Source organism: Sandaracinobacteroides sp., assembly GCF_057137845.1.
In genome coordinates this window covers 1-22116 of sequence record NZ_DBNHFX010000151.1, presented here as the reverse complement: position 1 = coordinate 22116, position 22116 = coordinate 1, and the positions used below count along the sequence as shown (strand labels likewise).

At 65.8% G+C, this 22116-nt stretch carries 20 protein-coding genes, 1 tRNA gene and 1 pseudogene; 9 read left to right on the top strand and 13 right to left on the bottom strand.

Going from position 1 to position 22116, the window contains the following annotated elements:
• Positions 1-1311: xanthine dehydrogenase family protein molybdopterin-binding subunit (locus AC16JP_RS08680; RefSeq protein ID WP_484340217.1), on the bottom strand; the 1311-nt coding region annotated here is incomplete at its 3' end.
• A gap of 105 nt (positions 1312-1416) precedes the next feature.
• Between AC16JP_RS08680 and AC16JP_RS08675 the strand changes: the two genes are divergently transcribed.
• Positions 1417-2286 carry a dienelactone hydrolase family protein gene (locus AC16JP_RS08675; protein ID WP_484340216.1) on the top strand — a complete coding sequence of 290 codons (870 nt, stop codon included), beginning with the start codon at positions 1417-1419 and terminating at the stop codon, positions 2284-2286.
• A gap of 60 nt (positions 2287-2346) precedes the next feature.
• On the opposite strand, the gene AC16JP_RS08670 is transcribed toward AC16JP_RS08675, so the two are convergent.
• From AC16JP_RS08670 to AC16JP_RS08650, 5 genes are all read right to left on the bottom strand, one after another.
• On the bottom strand, positions 2347-5025 hold the full coding sequence (locus AC16JP_RS08670; protein WP_484340215.1) for a TonB-dependent receptor: 2679 nt from the start codon (positions 5023-5025) through the stop codon (positions 2347-2349).
• 204 nt (positions 5026-5229) lie between these two features.
• Positions 5230-6120 (bottom strand): Hsp33 family molecular chaperone HslO, encoded by an 891-nt coding sequence (locus AC16JP_RS08665; protein ID WP_484340214.1) that lies wholly within the window; start codon positions 6118-6120, stop codon positions 5230-5232.
• The gene (argF, locus tag AC16JP_RS08660) at positions 6120-7070 is read right to left on the bottom strand and encodes an ornithine carbamoyltransferase (protein ID WP_484340213.1); all 951 of its coding nucleotides are present in this window, start codon (positions 7068-7070) and stop codon (positions 6120-6122) included. Before argF ends, AC16JP_RS08665 begins: the two co-directional genes overlap by 1 nt.
• A complete protein-coding gene (locus AC16JP_RS08655; RefSeq protein ID WP_484340212.1) occupies positions 7070-8257 on the bottom strand; it encodes an acetylornithine transaminase in 1188 nt (395 codons plus the stop codon). Before AC16JP_RS08655 ends, argF begins: the two co-directional genes overlap by 1 nt.
• A 117-nt stretch (positions 8258-8374) precedes the next feature.
• Positions 8375-9214 carry an ABC transporter permease gene (locus AC16JP_RS08650; protein ID WP_484340211.1) on the bottom strand — a complete coding sequence of 280 codons (840 nt, stop codon included), beginning with the start codon at positions 9212-9214 and terminating at the stop codon, positions 8375-8377.
• A gap of 85 nt (positions 9215-9299) precedes the next feature.
• Here AC16JP_RS08650 and AC16JP_RS08645 point away from each other — a divergent pair, with 85 nt between their 5' ends.
• The 3 genes from AC16JP_RS08645 (at position 9300) to glpX (ending at position 12388) form a co-directional block, all read left to right on the top strand.
• Positions 9300-9923, top strand: a complete 624-nt coding sequence (locus AC16JP_RS08645; protein WP_484340210.1) for a GcrA family cell cycle regulator — start codon at positions 9300-9302, stop codon at positions 9921-9923.
• A 131-nt stretch (positions 9924-10054) separates the two neighbouring features.
• Positions 10055-11374, top strand: a complete 1320-nt coding sequence (locus AC16JP_RS08640; protein ID WP_484340209.1) for a homoserine dehydrogenase — start codon at positions 10055-10057, stop codon at positions 11372-11374.
• An 18-nt stretch (positions 11375-11392) separates the two neighbouring features.
• Positions 11393-12388, top strand: coding sequence for a class II fructose-bisphosphatase (glpX, locus tag AC16JP_RS08635; RefSeq protein ID WP_484340208.1), 996 nt, complete (start codon positions 11393-11395; stop codon positions 12386-12388).
• 75 nt (positions 12389-12463) lie between these two features.
• On the opposite strand, the gene AC16JP_RS08630 is transcribed toward glpX, so the two are convergent.
• Positions 12464-13765, bottom strand: a complete 1302-nt coding sequence (locus AC16JP_RS08630; protein ID WP_484340207.1) for an O-acetylhomoserine aminocarboxypropyltransferase/cysteine synthase family protein — start codon at positions 13763-13765, stop codon at positions 12464-12466.
• Positions 13766-13925: 160 nt separating this feature from the next.
• Here AC16JP_RS08630 and recJ point away from each other — a divergent pair, with 160 nt between their 5' ends.
• The 5 genes from recJ to AC16JP_RS08605 all read left to right on the top strand — a co-directional run bounded on the left by recJ (position 13926) and on the right by AC16JP_RS08605 (position 18431).
• The gene (gene recJ / locus AC16JP_RS08625) at positions 13926-15704 is read left to right on the top strand and encodes a single-stranded-DNA-specific exonuclease RecJ (RefSeq protein ID WP_484340206.1); all 1779 of its coding nucleotides are present in this window, start codon (positions 13926-13928) and stop codon (positions 15702-15704) included.
• 119 nt (positions 15705-15823) lie between these two features.
• Positions 15824-15899: transfer RNA gene (locus AC16JP_RS08620), tRNA-Glu, on the top strand.
• 175 nt (positions 15900-16074) lie between these two features.
• A complete protein-coding gene (locus AC16JP_RS08615) occupies positions 16075-17301 on the top strand; it encodes a tyrosine-type recombinase/integrase (RefSeq protein ID WP_484340205.1) in 1227 nt (408 codons plus the stop codon).
• Positions 17302-17471: 170 nt separating this feature from the next.
• Positions 17472-17852, top strand: coding sequence for a hypothetical protein (locus AC16JP_RS08610; protein WP_484340204.1), 381 nt, complete (start codon positions 17472-17474; stop codon positions 17850-17852).
• 3 nt (positions 17853-17855) lie between these two features.
• The gene (locus AC16JP_RS08605) at positions 17856-18431 is read left to right on the top strand and encodes a type II toxin-antitoxin system VapC family toxin (protein WP_484340203.1); all 576 of its coding nucleotides are present in this window, start codon (positions 17856-17858) and stop codon (positions 18429-18431) included.
• A 201-nt stretch (positions 18432-18632) separates the two neighbouring features.
• Here the strand turns inward: AC16JP_RS08605 and AC16JP_RS08600 are convergent, their stop codons facing one another.
• From AC16JP_RS08600 to AC16JP_RS08575, 6 genes and pseudogenes are all read right to left on the bottom strand, one after another.
• Positions 18633-18842, bottom strand: coding sequence for an excisionase family DNA-binding protein (locus tag AC16JP_RS08600; protein WP_484340202.1), 210 nt, complete (start codon positions 18840-18842; stop codon positions 18633-18635).
• Positions 18839-19057, bottom strand: a complete 219-nt coding sequence (locus AC16JP_RS08595; protein WP_484340201.1) for a DUF2274 domain-containing protein — start codon at positions 19055-19057, stop codon at positions 18839-18841. The genes AC16JP_RS08600 and AC16JP_RS08595 overlap by 4 nt, the downstream gene beginning before the upstream one ends.
• An 11-nt stretch (positions 19058-19068) precedes the next feature.
• Entirely contained in the window at positions 19069-20289 is a 1221-nt protein-coding gene (locus AC16JP_RS08590) for a TraB/TrbI/VirB10 family type IV secretion system protein (RefSeq protein ID WP_484340200.1), read from the bottom strand.
• Positions 20286-21149, bottom strand: coding sequence for a P-type conjugative transfer protein TrbG (trbG, locus tag AC16JP_RS08585; protein WP_484340199.1), 864 nt, complete (start codon positions 21147-21149; stop codon positions 20286-20288). The genes AC16JP_RS08590 and trbG overlap by 4 nt, the downstream gene beginning before the upstream one ends.
• A complete protein-coding gene (gene trbF / locus AC16JP_RS08580) occupies positions 21146-21889 on the bottom strand; it encodes a conjugal transfer protein TrbF (protein ID WP_484340198.1) in 744 nt (247 codons plus the stop codon). The genes trbG and trbF overlap by 4 nt, the downstream gene beginning before the upstream one ends.
• Positions 21890-21892: 3 nt before the next feature.
• A pseudogene (locus tag AC16JP_RS08575) lies at positions 21893-22116 on the bottom strand (P-type conjugative transfer protein TrbL); the annotation flags it as partial.

The following is a 22116-nucleotide window of genomic DNA, read 5'->3' as shown; positions in this document are numbered from 1 at the left end:
CGCCTCGAAACCCGCGGCGGCGGCAACGGCGAGATCGATCGCGCGGCCGAAGCTGCCCTGCTCGACGGACAGCCCCATTGCGGTCCGATGCGGAAAATGGCGAAAGATGTTCTTGCGGCGAAGCTGCAGCGCATCCATGCCGAGCTCGGCCGCAGCCAGATCGATGCAGCGCTCGATCAGGTAGTTCGCCTCCGGCTTGCCGGCGCCGCGATAGGCGTCGACCGGCGTGGTGTTGGTGATGACGCCGTGCACGGCGTTGTGGATCGCCGGTACACGATAGACCCCGCCCATGATCCGGCCGCCCGCCATCGTCTGGATCGCCGGACCGAACTGCGCCTGATAGGCGCCGAGGTCGGACCATGTCTCGACCTTGAGGGCAAGGATATGCCCCGCCGCATCGAGGGCGAGTGTCGCGTTGGAGACGGCCGCGCGCCCGTGCGAATCCGACTGGAACGCGTCGGCGCGCTCGCCCGTCCACTTGACGGGCCTGCCGAGGGCGCGGGCGGCGATCAGCACCAGCGCATATTCGGCATAGAGGAAGCATTTCATCCCGAAGCCGCCGCCGACGTCGCCGGTGACGAGGCGCAGTTCCTCGGGCGGGCAGTTCAGCACCCTGCGCGCAAGCGACTGCCTGAGCGACGCGACGCCCTGGCTGCCGAGGTGCAGGGTGTAGCCGTCACCATCCGACCATTGACCGACGGCCGCGCGCACTTCCATCGAACTGGGCGCGACACGGTTCTGCACCACGCCCTCGAGCCGGGTGACGTGCGCTGCCGATGCGATGGCGGCGTCGGCGGCGCTGGAGTCGCCGTTCTGCCAGTTGAATATGACGTTGGAACCGGCCGCCGGCCAGACGAGGGCGGCACCCGGCGCGGTTGCAGCCGCGATCGACGCCACGGCGGGAAGCTCGGCATAGTCGATGTTGATCGCCTCGGCGGCGGCCCGCGCCTGCTCGCGGGTTTCAGCGACGACGAACGCCACACCGTCGCCGACGAACCTTACCCGCCCCCGCGCCAGCAGCGGGCGGGGCGTTTCGTGCGGCGCCGACAGAGGCACTTCACAGGGCAGAACGCCATATTCGGCGATGTCGTCGCCCAGCCAGACACCCAGCACGCCCGGCATCGCGCGGGCGGCCGTGGTGTCGATCGACCGGATTTCCGCATGGCCATAGGGCGAGCGCAGGGTGGTGCCATAGGCCATGCCGGGCAGTTGCAGGTCATCGGTGTAACGGCCGCTTCCGGTCAGCAGGCGCGCGTCCTCGACGCGTTCGACGGAGTGACCGACGCCGGTCTGGGCTGTGCCGAACTTCATGCTGTCTCCCCTTGCCAGCAGCAGATCGTCCGTGCCTTATCCAACGAGCGGCGCCAGCGGAAGCCCGGATGCCGGTTTCTTTGCCCGCCAACCACGGAGGAACATATGGCCGACCGTCTTTCCGACACGGAAAACTGGGTGAGGATGCAGGGCGTGAACCGGCGCGCGACGCTGGTGGGCGTGGTTGCTGCAACCGGATATGCGCTGGCTGCCCGGCCGGTTTCGGCGGCTGCGATCAGCACGCCGGCCAAGGGGCTGGTCGAAGGCATGGTTTCCGTTCCGGCGCCCGGCGGTCTGGCCATGCAGGCCTATCGCGCGCGCCCGGCGGGCAGAAAGAAGGCCCCAGTCGTTCTGGTGGTGCACGAGATTTTCGGCCTGCACGAATGGATCCGCGACATTGTGCGACGGCTGGCGGCCGCCGGCTATCATGCGATCGCGCCCGATCTCTATCAGCGATACGGAGACCCGACGCGGGTCGCCGATATCCAGACGCTGGTGCAGACGATCGTCGCCAGGGTGCCGGACGCCGAAGTGATGGCGGACCTCGATGCGACGGTTGCCTTTGCCGCAACCGACGGCGGCGATGCGAAGCGGCTGGGGATCACCGGCTTCTGCTGGGGCGGGCGCATCACATGGCTTTATGCCGCCCATAATCCAAAGCTGAAGGCGGGTGTCGCCTGGTATGGAAAACTGGTTGGCAAGCCATCGCAGTTGCAGCCCCGGCATCCGATCGATCTGGTCGGCGATCTGCAGGCGCCGGTGCTTGGCCTTTACGGCGAACTGGACCGGGGCATTCCGCTGGCTGACGTAGAGCGGATGCAGGCGGCGCTGGCGGCGGCGCATTCCAGCAGTGCGTTGCGCGTGTTTCCGGGCGCCGATCATGGCTTTCTTGCCGACTATCGCCCAAGCTATCACGAGGCGTCCGCCCGCGGGGCATGGGCCGAGATGCTTGGCTGGTTCGGCCGCTACCTCTGACGTGGAAAGGGCGGGGACTTTCGCCCCCGCCCTTTCCGTTTGTTCCGCAGGATCGGCCGCCTAGAAGCGGAACCGCCCGGTGACGCCAAAGGTCCGTGGTTCGCCGGGGAACATGACGAACAACTGGTTCGCCGACGCGATCCGGCCGTCGGCAACGGCGCGGAAGGTTCCCGAACCTTGCAGCGGCATGTCGGCGGCCACCTGCTGGTAGTGTTTGTTGAAGATGTTCTGGCCCCACAGTTCGAGCGACCATTTGCGGTCGGCGCTGGAGATGCCGACACGGCCGTTGAACACCATATAGGCCTGCTGCACCTTTTCCATGTCGAGGTCGGAGCCGGTGTTGGTCGAGTCCTGGAAGCGGTAGTCGAGGTAGACGAGGCCGCGCAGCCCGTCGCCGATGGGGGGCGTCCACGAAACCGAGCCGGTGACCACATACGGCGGGGCGTTGGAAACCTGCCGCCCCGGAAGCTGGAACAGCACCGGCGACAGCGGCCGCCCGTCGGTGCCGACCAGATCCTTCTGGTACTTGGTGTCGAGGTAGGTGAGGGCGCCGGTGATCGCGACGTTCTTCACCGGGCTGGCGAAGAACTCGATCTCGACACCCTTGGAGATGACGCCCGGTTGCAGGCGATCCTTGGCGCAGGCGCCGGTCGTGGCGGAATTGTCGGTGTCGGCGCCGCCAAGGCTGTCGCGGCAGGCCTGCACGTTGGTCACCTCGAAGTTGACGCCGTTGTAGGTGTTCAACTGGTAGTTCGAGAAGGCCTGCCGGAACAGCGCGATGTTGGCCGAGAAGCCTGGAACCGAGTATTTTGCGCCCAGTTCATAAGAATCGACCGATTCCGGGCCGAACTGCAAGTCGACCGCTTCCGGCCGGGCGTTGCCGACGGTGTTGATCGGCCGTGCGAGTTGCGCTGCACAGGCCGCCTGCTGTGCGGCGCTTCCGACGGCTGGGTTGCAGACGATATCGAGGGCGGAGGTGTCGAGGTTGTAGCCGCCCGCCTTGTAGCCGCGCGCCCAGCTTGCATAGACCATCAGGCCGTCTGCCGGTTTCCAGCTGAGGACTGCGGTTCCCGTCCACTTGCTGCCCGAGATCACGGTGCCGGCGTCGCCGTTCTTGAAGCCGGGGCCTGCCGTGGCGTTGATGGCGCACGGATAGGCGGCCGCAACGCTGCCGATGTTGCGCAGCGCCGAGCACAGCGTGTTCGTCATGTTGAACGCGGATTCCAGCGTCTTGCGCTCGTTGGTGTAGCGTGCGCCGAGCGTCAGGCTGAGGCGGTCCTCGATGATGTCGAAGACGTTGTGGGTGAAGAAGGCATAGTTGCGGCTGTTGTGCTGGAAATAGGAACCCGGCCCGACGCCGGAGCCGGGCAGGCGCGGCACCCCAAGCGCCGTTGCAAGCCCCGCATAGCCGGGCCAGACGGCCGCCGGCAGCGTGGTGCAGCGCGGCAGCGACGGGTTGACCGTGGACGGCGCTAGCGCGGCTGCGATCAGGCAGTCGCCATAGCGTTCGGAATCGGCCCCGAACTGCATGTCGTCGTCCCAGGAACGATAGCGTTCATCGGCGTAATATCCACCGACCAGCCAGTCGAGGCGGTCGTCGAACAGGTTGCCTTGCAGCCGCAGTTCCTGGCTGAAGGTGCGGAACCGGCTTTTCTGGCCGGTGCGGGCCAGAATATCGAGGTTGTTGAAGTCGGAATCGAGCCCGTAGGTGTTCTCGAAGTCGCGGTAGGCGGTGATCGAAGTCAGCTTGGCAAAATCGAGGTTCCAGTTGACTTCGCCCGACACGCCCCAGCTATCGACGTTGGCGGTCATGTTGCGGCCCGGTGTGACGGCGGTTTTGAACAGATCGCCGGTGACGATCTGCGAACCAAGGCCGCGCAGGATCGGCATCAGCGTGTTCGGCACGATCGATACATAGCCCTGCGCGTCGCGGACGAGGCTTCTGGGCGTCTCGATGCCGGGGCGGCAGCAATGTTCGCGCTGTTTCGTGTAGTCGCCGATCACCCGCACCGACAGATTGTCGTCGGGTTCATAGAGCAACTGGCCGCGCACCATCCAGCGGTTACGGTCGTTGAAGCGGCGGTCCGAGACGACGTCTTCGACAAAGCCGTCGCGGCGGTTCCACAGCCCTTCGATCTTGCCCGCCAGCTTGCCGGGCACGATCTCATAGTTGAGGCCGCCTTCCAGCCTGACCTGATTGTAGTTGCCGTAGGTGCCGTTCACATAGCCGTAATTCTCGAACGCGGGCTTTTTGGTGACGACATTGACGAGACCTGCCGAAGCGTTGCGCCCGAACAGCGTGCCTTGCGGGCCGCGCAGCACTTCGATCCGCTCTACTTCGCCGAGGTCGGCCAGACCGGTGCCGGTGCGGCTGCGATAGACGCCATCGACGAACAGCGCGACCGAGCTTTCGAGACCGGGGTTTTCGCCCACCGTGCCGATGCCGCGAACCCGTGCCGAAAATACCTGCTCGGTGTTGGCGCCCGACACCAGCAGCGACGGCGCAAGCTGGTTCAACGAGCGGATGTCGGTGGTGCCGGAATTGCCGAGTTGTTCAGCCGAAATGGCGCTGACGGCAATCGGAACGTCTGAAAGTGGCTGCGCGCGCCGTGTGGCGGTGACGATGATGTCGCCCGCCAGAGCCGGCCCCTCGGCCGATACCTGTGCCATCGCCGGTGTTGCGACCGTGGAAACCAGCAGCGCGGAAACTGCACACGACAAACGAAGTCCGTTCAGCATCTTTCCTCCCAGGGCAAAGCCCGTTCTTTCCTCGGGAGGAAGACTGCTTGCGCGCCACACGGCAGGCAACACCATAAAAGACACAGTATGTGAAAACAGTTTCCGACTGTTGCAAAATTGCAATGGCGTGCAAAATAATTGTGCGCCGCAAAAGAATAATGCTGCAGTGCGGCGGCACCGTAGTGGCGGCACCGGCGTCTTGGTTCAGATCTGCATCTGGAACTGCCGGGAACAGAATTCGCAGTCGACTGTGATGCGCCCGTCCGGCCCGCGCATTTCCGCACGTTCATGTTCGGGGAATTGTTCGAGAACATGGCGGATGTGGTCGACGGAACAGCGGCAGCCACGGTGCAGCCGCTGTTCCGGCAGCACGCGCACTTCGTCGGCGTGGAACAGCCGCCACAGAAGGTCTTCCTCGGTCAGCGCAGGGTCGGCCAGCTCGTCGGCGGTCACGCTTCCGGCAAGTGTCGCGACATGCTCCCAGTCGGCGTTGGCGCCATCCAGATGCAGGCGCATGCCGCCTTCTTCGGCGCGAGCCAGTTGCTGCACCAGCAGACCGCCTGCCTGCCAATGGCCGCTTTCGGTTTTACGGGCCGCCAGCCGCACCATGGTCGGCACCTGTTCCGAGTTGGCAAAATAATTCTGCGCCGCCGCCTGCAACGAGCGATCGCCCAGCTCGACGATGCCCTGATACCGTTCGGCAGAGGCAGTCTGGTCGAGGGTCAGCACCAGATGGCCCTTGCCCAGCATCGCGCCCAGCGCCCGTTCGCCGCTGTCGTTCGCGGCAAACCGGCGGTCGAGATCGAGAGCCGCATAGCCACGCAGCGCCCAGCCCGAGAAGTCGGCCACCAGCAGTTTCACCGGGCCGCCTTCGCCCTTGGCCTGTAGCGTCACCTGCCCATCCTCGGGCCGCAGCAGCGCGCCCAGCAGCGCCGTCAGCGTCAGCGTTTCGCCAAGCAGGCGGGCAACCGGTTCGGGGTAGGCATGGGCGCCGAGGATTTCATCCAGCACCGAGGTCAGCCGCACGAGCCTGCCACGGGCGCCACGACCGGGTAGCGTGAAACCCAGCATCCGGTCGCCGGAAACTTCCTGCATCAGCCGAGCTTGCCCAGCGCCCACAGCAACAGCGCCTTTTGTGCGTGCACGCGGTTGGCGGCTTCCGCCCAGACGACCGATTGCCGCCCGTCGATCACGCCTGCCTCCACTTCCTCGCCACGGTGGGCGGGCAGGCAGTGCAGGAACAGCGCGTCGGCTGCGGCCTGCTGCATCAGCGCCCCGGTCACCTGATAGGGGTGAAAGTCGCGCAGGCGCTTTTCGGCGTCGGTGTCGCCCATCGACACCCATGTGTCGGTGACGACGACGTTCGCGCCACGAACGGCCAGCGCCGGTTCGGTGGTGATGTCGATCGCGGCGCCGCGTTCGCGCGCCTTCGCCACGAAACCCGCATCTGGCGCGTAACCCTCGGGGCAGGCGATCCGCAACGAGAAGCCAAGCAGGCCAGCCGCCTCGATCGTCGAGTTGCAGACATTGTTGCCGTCGCCAATCCACGCCCAGACCGTGCCCTCGGCGCTGCGGCCCAGCGCTTCCTCGACCGTCAGCAGGTCGGCGACGATCTGGCACGGGTGCGAAACATCGGTCAGGCCGTTCAGCACCGGCGCATCGGCGATGCGGGCGAATGCCTCGACGTCGGTGTGGCGGTTGGCGCGGATCATCACCGCGTCAACGAAGCCCGAGAACACCCGCGCCGTATCCTCGATCGTTTCGCCACGGCCCAGTTGCAGGTCGCCGGCGGCAAGCGTGATCGAATCGCCGCCCAGTTGCCGCATCGCGACATCGAACGACAGCCGGGTACGGGTGCTTGGCTTTTCGAAGACGCTGGCCAGCACATGCCCGGCAAGCGGGGCATCATGATCGACTGCGCCGTGCGGCAGCCCTGCGCGCGCGGCCTTGCGGGCGCGGGCATGGTCGAGCACCCGCCGCAGGCCGCCGGGGCCGAGGTCGGACAGGTTCAGGAGGTGGCGTTTACGCGGTTGCCGGGCGGCCATCAGGCGGCCTCGCCGTTCGGGAAGCTGGCGGCAGCGGCCGACAGCCGGTCCACGCATTCGCGGATATGTTCTTCGGTGATGTTCAGCGGCGGCAGGATCCGCAGCACATTGTCGCCGCCGGACACCGTCAGCAGCCCGTGATTGCTGCGGGCGTGGCTCATGAAGGCGCGGCTGTCGCCGTTCAGCTTCAGCCCCAGCAGCAGGCCCATGCCGCGCACTTCGGCGAACAGATCGTGGTTGGGGATCATCTGTTCGAGTGCGGCACGCAGCCGTTCCGCCGTCTGCCGGACCTGCGCCAGAAACGCGGGTTCGGTCACGATGTCGAGGACGGCATTGACCGCCGCCATCGCCAGCGGGTTGCCGCCATAGGTCGAGCCGTGGGTGCCGAACACCATGCCGCGCGCTGCCCGCTCGGTTGCGAGGCAGGCGCCCACGGGGAAGCCGCCGCCGATTCCCTTGGCGACCGCCATGATGTCGGGTGTGACGCCATATTGTTCGTGCGCGAACAGAGTTCCGGTGCGGGCGACGCCGGTCTGCACTTCATCGAGCACCAGCATCAGGTCGTGTTCGTCGGCCAGCGCACGCAGGCCCTTCAGGAATTCCGGCGTTGCCGGGCGGATACCGCCTTCGCCCTGGATCGGTTCCAGCAGGAAGCCGCCGACCGACGGATCGATCGCGGCCTTCACCGCGTCGAGGTCGTTGAAGGGGACCACATGGAACCAGTCGGGCAGCGGTTCGAAGCCCTTGCGCAGCTTTTCCTGATCGGTCGCCGAAATGGTGGCGAGCGTCCGCCCGTGGAACGCATTGGAAAAGGTGATCAGGCGGAACTTTTCCGGGTTGCCGCCGGCATAGTGATAGGCGCGCGCCGTCTTGATCGCACATTCTACTGCTTCGGCGCCCGAGTTGGTGAAGAACACCGTATCGGCGAAAGTGTTGGCGACCAGACGTTCCGCGACGGAAAGCTGCTGCGGCGAGCCATAGAGGTTCGACGTGTGCATCAGCGTTGCCGCCTGCTGCTGCACGGCGCTGGTAAGGTGCGGATGGCCGTGCCCGAGCAGGTTGACGGCGATGCCGCTGGCGAAATCCAGCCACTTGTTGCCCTGCGCGTCGAACAGATAAGCGCCTTCCCCACGGACGGGCGCCACCTCGCAACGGGGATAGACTGGCATCAGCGGGGAAATCGTCATGGCGAACCTCGTGTGGTGGGGCCGGCAGGGGCGCGCCGGCATTTTTTGATGTGCAACCCCGAAAACGGAAAACGGCGGCCCGGAAAAAGCCGCCGTTTCCCTGCGCGCTATAGCGGTTCAGGCGCGCAATTTCCACCCCGTCTGCAGCAGGCGAAGCGCAACCAGCCACAGCAGCAGGCAAAGCACGCCGACGATCGCCAGCCCCAGCGCGGGCGAAGCTTCGGGCAGGCCGGTGAACCCGGCGCGGAAGCCGTCGATCATGTAATAGAAGGGGTTCCCACGGCTGATCGCCTGCACGGCGGGCGGCAGCACGGCGATCGAATAGAAGGTGCCGGAAAGCAGGGTCAGCGGCTGCACCAGAAAATTGGTGACTGCGGCGCCATGCTCGAACTTGTCGGCCCAGATGCCGGTCAGCACGCCGATCAGCCCCAGCAGCAGCGCACCAAGCGTTCCGGCGGCCAGCACCAGCAGCGGATTGGCAATGCTGACATCGATGCCCGGCCACAGCAGCATCGCGCCCCAGATCGCCAGACCCACCGCCCATGCCCGCGTCACGGCGCCCGCCGCATAGCAGAACAGCAGTTCACCTGCGGAAAGCGGCGGCATCAGCACGTCGATGATGGTGCCCTGCATCTTGCCGATCAGGATCGACGACAGGCTGTTCTGGAATGCGTTCTGCACCATCCCCATGATGATGAGGCCTGGCGCCAGGAAGGTGGAGTAGGGCATGCCCATGATTTCGCCCTTGGCGCGCCCCAGCGCGAGGGTGAAGATGGCAAGGAAGATCAGCGTGGTGGCGGCCGGCGCCCAGATGGTCTGCAACTGCACCTTGAAGAAGCGGCGCACTTCCTTCAAATAGAGCGTGCGTATTCCCATCCAGTTGATGCCATGGATCACCGGCGCCCCCGGTTGCGGAAGCAGCGGTTGTGCAGCGTGGGCGGAATGCGGCTCTTGCATGTGGGTGGCTGTCCTATCCGGCAACCGGGCACCCTGCAAGCGCCGCCATTGGCAGCGACGGAACAGAAGAGAGAGCGGACGACGAATGGCCTGGACCGACGAGCGCATTGCGCTTCTGAAACAATATTGGGGCGAAGGCCGTTCGGCGAGCCAGATCGCCGAAACGCTGGGCGAAGGCCTGACCCGCAATGCGGTGATCGGCAAGGCGCACCGGCTGGGCCTTGCGTCGCGGCCGTCGCCACTGAAGTCCGCTGACACCAAGGCCGAAGGGGCGTCCGCGAAGCCGCCGAAGCCGGCTGCCCGCGCCAAGGCGAAACCACAGCCTGCCGAACCGGCAGCGGCAACAGTCCGGCCGTCTGCGCCGAAGGTGGCCGAGGCGCCGCCGCCCGTTGTCGCGCCGGTTGCGCCAAAGCCGGTTGCGGCGCCGGCTGCACCGCCCGTTGCAGTGGTGTCGCCGCCGGTTGCCGCTGCGCGGCCACGCGCCAAGGGTGCCAAGGTCACGCTGCTCGATCTGAACGACCGCATCTGCAAATGGCCGATCGGCCATCCCGACGAAGCGGATTTCCATTTCTGCGGGCAGCCGGTCAGCACCGGATTTCCCTATTGCGCGGAACATTGCCTGGTTGCCTATCAGGCGCAGATGCCCCGGCGTGATCGCCCGGCCGGGCAGTCGCGCCCGTTCGGCCCGAACCTGCCACGCCCACGCTGAGGCGGGCAAAGGGCGGCGCATCGTTGCCGCCTTTTCCCGATCCGGCGCCCGGCGCGGCCTTTCCCCCTTGGCCTACTTCCGGCATGGCCTTTCGCCGTGTCGAACAGGTTCCAACCTTCATGAGCAGTGAAATGCCCAGTTCCAGTCATGCATCAGATGGCGCGCTCCGCGTCGGTATCGCCGGCCTCGGCACGGTCGGTGCCGGTGTCGTCCGCCTGCTTGATGCCAACGCCGACCTGATCGCCCGCCGTGCCGGGCGACCGATCCGCGTGGTCGCCGTCAGCGCCCGCGACCGCGAGCGCGAGCGCGGCATCGACCTGTCGCGCTTTGCGTGGGAGGACGACGCGGCAGCGCTTGCCCAGCGCGCTGACGTCGATGTGGTGGTGGAACTGGTCGGCGGTGCCGACGGCCCGGCGCTGACGCTGGCGCGCGCCTCGCTTGCCGCCGGGAAACCATTCGTCACGGCCAACAAGGCGATGATCGCCCACCACGGCCTTGCATTGGCCGACCTTGCCGAGCGCGCGGGAACGCCGCTGAAATTCGAGGCGGCGGTTGCCGGCGGGATCCCGGTCATCAAGGGGCTGCGCGAAGGCGCGGCCGCCAACCGGCTGTCGCAGGTGGCCGGCATCCTGAACGGCACCTGCAACTATATCCTGACCCGCATGGAAAAAGAGGGGCTGGAGTTCGCAGACGTGCTGGCCGACGCGCAGCGGCTGGGCTACGCCGAGGCCGACCCGAGCTTCGACATCGACGGCATCGACGCCGCGCACAAGCTGGCGATCCTTGCTGCGATCGCATTCGGCTGCCGGCCGGATTTCCACGCGGTCGAAATCTGCGGCATCCGCGACATCCGGCTTGCCGACATCCGGCAGGCAGCCGCACTTGGCTACAAGGTGCGGCTCGTCGGCATGGCCGACGTGAACAATGGCCGGCTGGCGCAGCGCGTGCGCCCGGTGCTGGTGCCACTCGCGCATCCGCTGGCTGCCGTCGAAGGGCCGCTGAACGCAGTGGTGGCAGACGGCAATTTTGTCGGCCGCCTGCTGTTCACCGGCCGTGGTGCGGGCGAAGGGCCGACCGCATCGGCCGTCGCCGCCGACCTGATCGACATCGCCCGTGGGGAAAACGGCCCGGCCTTCGCCATGCCTGCGGATTCGCTGGCAACGCTTGCCCCGGCGGGGCCGGAATCCCGGCACGGCCACGCCTATATCCGCCTTACCGTCGCCGACCGGCCAGGCGTGCTGGCCGATATCACGGCCGCGCTGCGCGATGCCGGCGTCTCGATCGAAAGCCTGATCCAGCCGGCGCCCGCCACCGATGGAACGGCGCTGGTGGTGATGCAGACGCACGAAACGCCCGAGCAATCGGTGCAGCAGGCGCTGGCGGCGATGGCGGCGCTTGATGCTGCCGCTGCGCCGCCGCTATTCATGCCTATCCTTCCGCATGACGGTTGATCGTAACAGGAAACGACCATGACCATTGATCGCTCGAAACTCAGCCCCAGCCATGTCCTCGACCGGGTCCTCGTGCTCGAAATGGTCCGTGTGACGGAATATGCAGCGATCGGCGCTTCGCGCATGATCGGCCGGGGCGACGAAAAGGCAGCCGACGCCGCTGCCGTTGCCGCCATGCGCGACGCGCTGAACAAGCTGGCGTTCGACGGCACCGTCGTCATCGGCGAGGGCGAGCGCGACGAGGCGCCGATGCTGTTCATCGGCGAAAAGGTGGGTTCGGCGCAGGGAACCGGGCCACGCATCGACATTGCCCTCGACCCGCTGGAAGGCACCACCATCACCGCCAAGGCAGGCCCCAATGCGCTTGCCGTGCTGGCGATCGCAGAAGAAGGCGGCCTGCTGCACGCGCCGGACGTCTATATGGACAAGCTTGCCATCGGGCCGGGCTATGCCGATGGCGTGGTTTCGCTTGCGCGCACGCCAACCGAAAACGTCGAGGCGCTGGCGGCGGCCAAGGGCGTGCAGCCGCATGAAATCATCGCCTGCGTGCTCGATCGGCCCCGGCACGAGGCGCTGATCCGCGAACTGCGCTCGATCGGCTGCGGCATCCACCTGATCCCGGACGGCGACGTTGCGGGGGTGATCGCAGTCACCAACCCGGACACCACGATCGATATCTACATGGGTTCGGGCGGGGCGCCCGAAGGCGTGCTGGCGGCTGCGGCGCTGCGCTGCGTCGGCGGCCAGTTCGAGGGGCGGCTGGTGTTCCGCAACGAAGACGAGAAGGCGCGGGCCCGCAAGGCCGGCATCACCGACTTCGACCGCATCTACCGGCTTGAGGATCTGGCGCGCGGCGACGTGATCTTTGCTGCAACCGGCGTGACCGATGGCAGCCTGCTGGAAGGCGTCCGCCGCTACAAGAACGGTCGCATCACCACCGAATCGATCGTCATGCGCGCCAGCAGCGGCACTGTCCGCCGGGTGAAGGGCGACCGGCGCGGCGATCCGGCCTGACAAAACGGCCGGCCTGAACTGCAAAGGGGGAGCGGCCCGGCCGCTCCCCCTTGTTCGTTGGGTTCCGGGCAGACGCTAGGCGCGGGCTGCGTCCAGCGCCTGTTCCAGATCGGCGAGGATGTCGTCGATGTGCTCAAGCCCGATCGACAGCCGCACATAACCCGGCGTTACCCCGGCGGCCTGCTGCTGTTCGGCGGTCAGTTGCCGGTGCGTCGTCGAGGCGGGGTGGATCGCCAGGCTGCGGGCGTCACCGATGTTCGCCACATGATAGAACAGTTTCAGTGCGTCGATGAAGCGGCGCCCGGCATCCAGTCCGCCGGCCAGTTCGAAGCCCAGCAATCCGCCCAGCCCGCCCTTCAGCACGGCCTTCGCCCTTTCGGCGGCAGCGCCCTGCTGCACCGAGGGGTGGATCACCGCCGTCACGTCGGTGCGGCGTTGCAGGAACTCGACCACCTTCAGCGCGTTTTCACAGTGGCGCGGCATCCTTAGCGGCAGGGTTTCGAGGCCCTGCAGCAACTGGAAGGCGTTGGTCGGCGACAGGGCCGAGCCGAGGTCGCGCAGCAGCACCGCGCGGGCGCGCAGGATATAGCCGATCGGGCCGAGCGGTTTGGTGTCGCGCCCCCAGACGAGACCGTGGTAGCCGGGGTCGGGCAGGTTCATCAGTGGCTGCCGCTCGGGGAAGGCCTCCCAGTCGATCGTGCCGCCATCGACGATCATGCCGCCGATCGAGGTACCGTGGCCGCCGATATATTTCGTGGTCGAGTAGACGACGATCGCCGCGCCATGTTCGAACGGATGCGCGATGTGCGCTGCCGCCGTGTTGTCGACGATGAGGGGAATGCCCAGCGGTCGCCCGAGTGCGGCGATTTCCGCCAGCGGCGGCACCACCAGCCGCGGGTTGGGCAGGGTTTCGGCAAACCAGGCGCGCGTATTCGCGTCGGTCGCGTTCAGATAGGCCGAAGGATCATCGGAATCGACGAAGCGGGTTTCGATGCCAAGATTTTTCAGCGTGTGGGCGAACAGATTGTAGGTGCCGCCATAGAGGTTGCTGCTGCTGACGATATTGTCGCCCGCGCGCGCAAGGTTCTGCACGGCGAAGGCCGATGCCGCCTGCCCCGACGACACCGCCAGCGCCGCCGGCCCGCCTTCCAGCGCTGCAATCCGCTGCTCCAGCACGTCGGTCGTCGGGTTGCCGAGGCGGGTATAGAGATGCGGGTCCAGCACCTTCAGATCGAACATGTCGGCCGCGTGCTGCGCGCTCTTGAACTGGAACGAAGTCGTCTGGTGGATCGGCACGGCCACCGACCCGGTGGTCGGATCGGCGCGCCAGCCGGCGTGGAGGGCGAGGGTCTCGGGCTTCAGCGTTCGTTCGGTCATGATCTCACTCTTTGCGGGGGAAGGCGGGAATCGCGCACCCGCATACCCGCATGCAGCGCTGCGCGAACAGACAGATTTGCTTTGCCCTGCCAAAGCGGGCCATGGATAGCCGACGCCACCCCGCGACGGGGTAGCGCCGCCACTAACCAGCAGGCAAGTCATGACGGATATGGTTTTCAACGTCGAGAGTTCGGCAACGCGGAAAGCCTGGCGCTGGCGCACGGCGCCGCTGCCGCTGGGGGCGGCGGAACGCCTCGGCGTCGATGAAATGGCGGCGCGCCTGCTGCTGAGCCGTGGTTGCGCGCCGGCAGACGTGGGCCGCACGCTCCGCCCGAGCCTGCGCGACTGGCTGCCCGATCCGTCGCTGTTCAAGGACATGGACAGGCTGGCCGCCCGGCTGGCCGATGCTGTCGAAAAGCGCGAACGGATCGTGCTGTTCGCCGATTATGATGTCGATGGCGCAACGTCGGCCGCCTTCCTGCTGCGGCAGTTGCGGGCGCTGGGTGCCGATGTGTCGGCCTATATCCCCGACCGGATCCTTGAAGGTTACGGGCCATCGGCTGCGGCGTTGCTGGAATTGCAGCGGCAGGGTGCGCAACTGGTCGTGCTGCTGGATTGCGGTACCCAGGCCTTCCAGCCACTGGAAGCCGCGCGCGATGCGGGCCTCGATCTTGCGGTCGTCGATCACCACAAGGCATCGACTGCGTTACCGCCGGCGCTGGCGATCGTGAACCCGAACCGGCTGGATGAAGCGCCAGAAGCAGCCGCGCATGCAACGCTCTGCACGGCAGGCCTTGCGTTTCTGGTTGGCGTTGCACTGAACCGCGAACTGCGCGGGCGCGGCGCCTTTGCTACCCTGCCGGAACCGAATCCCGCGCATTGGCTGGACATCGTGGCGCTTGGCACCGTTGCAGATGTCGTGCCGCTGGTCGGCCTGAACCGCGCGCTGGTGGCGCTTGGGTTGCGTCGGATGGCGCAGCGGCAGACGCAGGGGCTGGTAGCACTGGCGGATGTGGCAAAGCTCGATCGTGCGCCCCGGGCCGATGATCTGGGCTTTCACCTTGGCCCCCGTATCAACGCTGGCGGACGCGTCGGCGAGGCGGATCTCGGCGTGCGGTTGCTATCGACCGACGACCCGGCAGAAGCCGGCCTGCTGGCGGCCGAGCTGGACCGGCTGAACCTGGAACGCCGCGCGATCGAGGCCGACGTAACCCGCGAAGCCCTGGCCGCCGCCGAGGCCCAGCGCGACAAGCCGGTGGTGGTGGTTGCAGGCGCCGGCTGGCATCCGGGCGTCGTCGGCATCGTCGCCGCGCGGGTGAAGGAACGGCTGCATCGCCCCACGCTGGTGCTGGCGCTTGCCGAGGACGGAACCGCCAAGGGTTCAGGGCGGTCGATTCCGGGCGTCGATCTGGGGGCGGCGATCCTTGCAGCCAGGGCGCATGGCCTGCTGCGCGAAGGCGGCGGCCATGCGATGGCGTGCGGCGTGACGGTTGAACCGGATGGGCTGGACCGCTTCACCGACTGGCTCTCTGATCAGCTTTCGGCAAGCGTCAGCGCCGCCGACGCCGCAAGAACCCTATCGATCGACCTGTGTGTGGCCCCGCGCGCCCTGACGCCCGATCTGGCGAATGCGCTGGAAGCCTGCGGGCCATATGGCCAGGGCTGGCCTTCGCCGCGCGTGGCGGTCGGGCCGGTCAGGCTGATCCGGTGCGATCCCGTCGGGCGGAGCGAACCGAAAACCCACCTGCGCTTCATCGCCACCGGGCCGGACGGCGGGCGTGTCGAGGGCATCGCCTTTCGTGCGCTGGAAGGCGAACTGGGCCAGATGCTGATGGCCGCCGGAGATGCGACGGTGCATCTGGCCGGGCGGCTGACGGCGGACGAATGGCAGGGCCGCCAGCGCGCGCAACTGCAACTGGAGGACGCGGCGCTGGCCTGAGCGCAAACCCCTGCTGCGTCGATGGAGGCGAACATCGCGCCAATCAGTGTGTCGAACAGCGCGCAGGGCACTTGACGGGTAGGGCGATGGCGGCTAATCGGCCGCCTCCCCGCCAGCACGGCCCCTTCGTCTAGCGGTCTAGGACGTCGCCCTTTCACGGCGAAAACACGGGTTCGAGTCCCGTAGGGGTCACCAGCGATGCGTCCGGCAAGGTCCGTCGACACTTCTAAACATACTGAAAACATGGTATAAAATGCCTCGGCCTGGCCAGAGGCGTCCATGGAAATCCACCTCCATCCGACGCGAATCTGGGGCCGAATCCGGGGCCTTTTTGGGGCCTCGCGCTTTTCGCCGTGAAGGAGGCCCCAAAATGCCGCTCAGCGACGCCAAAATCCGGTCTGCCAAACCAGATGTCAGAGAGCGTAAACTGTACGACGAGAAGGGTTTATTTCTGCTTCTTTCGCCATCTGGCGCTAAGAGCTGGAAGCTGAAATACCTGTTTGCTGGCCGCGAAAAGAAGCTGTCGCTCGGAACTTATCCGGAAATGGGCCTGAAGGATGCCCGTCGGCGTGCCGAAGATGCCCGCCGCCAGATTTCTGACGGGGTCGATCCGAGCGCCGTGAAGCGCCTTGAAGCCATCGCGCGCCAAATCAGCGCTGAGAACAGCTTTGCTCCAATCGCCCGTGAGTTCATCAAGAAGATGGAACGAGAGGGCAAGGGCGATGCCACCCTCACGAAGGCACGCTGGTTCCTGTCACTGCTGGAGCCGGCGCTTGGCAATCGGCCGATCCGCGAGATCAAACCGGCAGAACTACTGCTCGTGCTGAAGCGGCTGGAGAAGAAGGGACATCTTGAGACCGCACGCCGGCTCAGGTCGTTCTCCAGCCGGGTGTTCCGGTATGCGGTGGCGACGGCGCGCGCAGAGCAGGATCCGGCCGAAGTTCTTCGGGGTGCGCTTATCACGCCAAAGGTCCGGCATCACTCGACGATCACTGATCCTGTGCGTGTCGGCGAACTCATGCGCGCCATTGAGGGCTATTCCGGCGAACCGACCATCATGCTGGCGTTGCGCCTGACCCCACACTTGTTTCAGCGGCCTGGTGAACTCCGCCATATGGAATGGAGTGAGATCGACCTACAACGTGCCGTCTGGTGCATTCCGGCCCCCAAGATGAAGATGCGCCGCGAGCACCGCGTGCCGCTGTCCAATCAGGCGCTTGAGATTCTGACATCTGCGAAGGCGCTCAGCGGCACCTGGCGCTATGTATTCCCGTGCCTTCGCTCCACGAAGCGGCCGATGTCGGAAAACACCATCAATGGCGCGCTGCGGCGGCTGGGCTATTGCGGCTCGGACATTGTCGCGCACGGCTTTCGCCGGATGGGGAGCACGTTCCTGAACGAGGCCCGCGATGCCGAGGGCCGGCGGATGTGGGACAGGGATGCGATTGAGCGCCACCTCGCACATAAGGACAAGGACAGTATTCGCGGCATCTACAACGATGCGGACTATTGGGAGGAGCGCGTGCGCATGATCCAGTGGTGGAGCGACCACCTCGACATGCTGAAACGGCTGAAACCCGTGGCGCTGGCCGCCTGATGTCGCGTCACTGCAACGCCAACGGCGCGCGCGTGTCCGAAGTATGCATATATATTTCGGACGGGTCTCAATGGGAAGACACATGCCGCAGTTCACGGCAGCTCAGCTATCAGCTGCTTGAGGATTCCCTGTGGAGAGCGTATGTTCAACAAAGTGGTGAAACGTTGGACATGAATATGAAGAAGCAGGCTGAAACAGGACGGGTGGTTCCAAAGGGTAGCAGCGCATTCGAGCGAAAGTCCTCTGGCGCGAGTGGCAGGAGCATCAAGGGCAGGATTCCGACGGGAAGATCCGGCACGGTGCACGAGACGAAGGTGGAAGCAGTGCTCGCTGCTGCTGAGCGCTCCGGCCTGCTTCATGGAAAGGACGGTCGGATCGGCGGCCGGGTCAGCCCGGAACTGGTGAAGCAGGCCAAAGCGCGAACGGGCATAAAAACAGACACGGACCTGATCGAATTCGCCCTGGCGAACGTCGCCCTTGAGGACCGGTTTGCAGAGAGTTTCCGGGCTGTTCGCGGAACCGTCGACCCGGACCTCGATCTCGGCTTCTGAGGAATGCCGGCATTCGACGTTGACAGTGCACTGCGATGGGCGCGGTCAGGCCCACGCCGAACGCTGATCAGGCGACGGGACGAGGCGCTTCCGTTTGCGAGCACCGAGGATCTTGCGGGCCCACCTCTCCTTCTCGACACGGGCGTCTATGTTCATCAGCTGCAGGGCCGTGCGCCCACCATTGTTGAACAGCTTGTCGATGTCCGGCATGTCACACACTCCAGCGTTGCCATCCAGGAACTGACGCACACACTGGGCGTCCTCAATCCCGAAGACCCGCGCACGCCTGCAGTTGTATCTGGTATTCGCACGATAATCGGGGCGATGCCGGATCACCGCATCTTCACGCCGGATATCGATATTCTGGGTCGGGCGGCGCTGCTGGCAGGAATGCTATGTCGGTTGCAGGGCTATAACCGCGACACCAGACTGAAAGCGCTGCTTGACGCTACGCTTTTCCTGCAGGCGCACAAGCATGGCTTCACCGTCCTGACGGCAAACATCGTCGAGTTCGATTTCCTGTTGCAGCTTGTCCCAGCCGGTCGCGTGCTCTTTTACCGCAGCGACAGGGGAAACTGATCACCGGGGATCAGCTCGGTCAGCCGTGCCTTGTGAATGAGATCGCTCGATTACACCATGAAGATGAGATCGAACGGTCACAGTGGCCGAGTATCGGGATCAAGGCCGCCAGCATTTCAGAAGTAGCTGACCTGATTCAGTGGGACTCCAACACCTCAACCATCCGCGCCTGGTTGCGGGTTACTGGAGGGTGGTTTGCTATCAGAGTGGCTCAACCAGCCTTTTTAGGCAGCGATAGGGGATGAGCGTCGATCGGCCGACCTTGATGGCCTCGATTTCGCCGGCTGCGATAAGTTCGTAGATCCGCGACCGGCTGATACCTGTCAGCTGCACGGCCGTTCGGATTCTGACGCTGATCGGTTCCAGCGGGGCACCGGTTTCGCCGCGCGATGCGGGATGATGGTCGCTCATGACGGTGTGTTCCGGGCCCGCTGGAATCCGCGGTCGCTTTCGATAAAGCTCGCCAGCATGGCCGGGATCAGATCCGCAACCTGCACTTCAGTCCCGTAGGCTCGCGCATAGTGCGCAGCATAATCCAGCAGATCCTGATGAAGGTCGGGCAGGATGCTGATGCCAAGCTTGATAGGCGTCCGGTCTGGCAGACGCGCAAGTCTGAGTTCCACCATTGCCTTGTCTCCTACTGCTTCCAGGGGGCGAGAATGAGGTCGCGGTGGACGACCAGCCGGACGGGTGCTCCGGGGCGGATGGTGATGGTCGGCTGGATATCGAGGTTCCGCGACGTCAGCTGGTCGCCGGCTCGTGCTGCGTTCTGCTGGGCGGATTCCCGGATGGCGCGAACGAGGTCGCTTTCGCCTGAGAAGCTGAGGTTGCTGCCGACACCCAGCAGGGTCGAGATCGCCACGCCCTGCAAAAGACGCCAGCTGTGGAAGTCGACCTTGTCCGCCAGACCCGCATAGCCAGACGGATCAGCCGCCGGCACATTCTCGAGCCGCAGGGAACTGCCGTCGGGCCAGAGGATCCGCTGCCAGACGATGAGCGCGCGCCGCTGCCCGAACGCGACGACATGATCGTAACGCCCAACGAGGCGGGCGCCCTGGGGGATCAGCAGGCGCCGGCCCGTCGGACTGTCGAAGACCTGCTCCGTCACCTGAGCGATGACGAGCCCGGGCGTGTCGGAGTTGACGCCGGTGATGAGGCTCCCGGCAATGACGCTGCCCGCTGTCAGGATATCCTGCGATGCGGCAGGAACCATTGGGTGCGCGTTTACATCATCCCCCGCATCGCGGGCGGCGAGAAATGCTGCCTTGCCTTCCCCGGCACGGCTTCCTGGCGAGGGCACAGATTCCGACCGCATGTTTTCGGAAGGAACAGACGCCACAGCTGGCGCAGGTGCTTTGGCATGGTCCCGAAGCGGCACCAGCAGCCCCGATTCCCGAACGGCCTTGCGCTCGGCGACCATGCGCTCGTGCCCGGCATCCGGCCGGCTGCGATCCACATCAGGAGCCCGGGAAATCTCACCACCTTCTGACGCGTCTGCCGCCATCGGGTTCGCCCGCTGATGCTCCAGAATTGGCCGGCCAAGATCGCCTGGAAGCGGCGGTCCGAGCTTCGGGATGTCCTCATAGCTCGATGGCAATGCCTCCAGTGTGTCGGCGGGCGGTCGCGCAGCAACCGCTTTCTCCTGAGTATCGGCGACCAGCTCGAACGTGGGCGGCTTCAGCGCAATCCAGGCGATCGCCATCAGGGCAACCGATGTGCTCGCGGCAATGGCAACAACGACGCCGCGCCTGAACCGGATCGCGCGAGGCGGTCGGGCGCGAAGTCCGAAGCGCTCCGGATCCTCCTTCCGGGGCGGCGCGACAGCTTCAGGCAGTTCGGCGTTCGGATCGCTGCTCATGACCCGCTCCGGACCCGGGCCGGCTCGCCGGTGCGCTGGATGCGCACGACCTGCTGCCTCTTCGTGCCGAGCCGGAGTTCGGCGATGTCGAAGATGCGGTCGACGACATAGAAGCGGCCTTTGACGCGGTAGTTGACGAGCTGCGCTTCGCCATCCGATCCGATCAGGAACAGCGGCGGCGCCTCGCCCGTCGCCAGCGTTGGCGGAAACTCGATATAGGTCTGCCGCCCGTCGTCGAAGGCGCGGAGCGGCCGCCAGCCGGGCCGGTCACCCGTAAGCAGATAGTTGAACTGCAGCCGCTCGACCTCAAGCCCGTTCTGGGACGTCTCCGGCTTTGCAGCGTCGGCGGTAATTGCCGGTCGGGACACGGCGAGCAGGGCATCCTGCGAATAGGTCCAGGACAGCGCCGTCATTGCGGTTTGGGGGACGCTCGCCAGCGCCACATGATAGGTGCGGCGATCGGTCGTGATGACAAGGTTGGTGGAAAGGCTCGCGCCGACCGGTTTTACCAGCACGTGCGTGCGTCGGGTTGGCCCGGAGCCGCTCGTGGTGTCACCGATCACCCAGCGGACGGTATCGCCACTGGCAACCGAGATGAGGGCTTCGCCCGGCTGCAGGGCGATGTCCGTCACCCGCTCCGGCGCTGTCACCGCCCGGTAGATAGCGCCGTCCATGAAGGGATAGATCTGCACGGCGTTCACGAAGTCCTGAGCCGCAGGCCCGAGTGTGGCCTGCCTATTGGCCACGGCAATGACCTTTGCTGCGTTAGCAGCGTTGTCAGCCGGCACGGATGCGAGTGCAGTTGCTCCGGAAAGCAGGGCTGCCAACAGTAGCGGCGTGGCGACAGAAATGCGGATCATGGCTGAACCTCCCGGCTGTCCTCAATGTTTGGTATGCTTCTTTGAGCGGGTGCTCCCGCTTCCAGCTCACGGCTCCAGGCGATGGCATCGACATAGATGCCGAGCGGATTTTTCCGGAGCGTGTCGGTGGTCTCTGGCACGCGCGCTACGATGGTGAGGATGGCCGTCCACCGAGACGTGCCTGTCCGGCTGCCGCGGGTGTAGACACTCTCCGTCCATTTGACCTGGAAGGAGCGGTCGGACGCGCGCACCACACTGGTGACCTGCACCGACACGCTTTCGTCGCCGACACGGGCGAACGGATCGTTGGCGCGCGCATGTTCGCCCAGGAACTGCGCGCCCCTCGGTGTCACGAAATCATATGCAACAAGCCAGTCGCGCCGCATCAGCACCGGATCGAGCGGGATGGATCGGACATTTTCGATGAACCGCGCCAGATGCCAGGCAATCTGCGGGTCGGTGGGCCTGTGCGCCTTTTCCGCCTCGCTCAGAGCCCGGGGTTCACCCAGTCTGTCGACCTCGACTATATAGGGAATGACCCTGCTTTCACCAGCCTGCCAGACGAAGGCGCTCGCCATGCCGATTGCAAGCCCGAGCGAACAGAAGGCCATCAGCCGCCAGTTGCGGGCCTGCACCCGGGCTGAGCCGATACGATCATCCCAGACCTGACCGGCCCGTGCATAGGGTGTCTGGGGTTGCGGCGTGTGTCCGTATCGCTGGACGGCGCGTCTGAAGGCCATAGCTCAGGCGTTCCTTTCTTTGATGTCCGGGGTGGCGGACGCGCCGCTGCGGTCACCCTGTTGCAGGCTGTGCATCGCGACCTGGCGCCGGTGTCGGCTGTTCTGCTGGCGGCGGAGGGACTGCGCCCAGGCCGGTTCTGCATCACCGGACGCGTCCGAGCCCCCGGTGACGGTGCCGCCGTTCATGGCAGCCGAAGCGCCATCCCGGCCGCGTCGAGCCGCCTCTC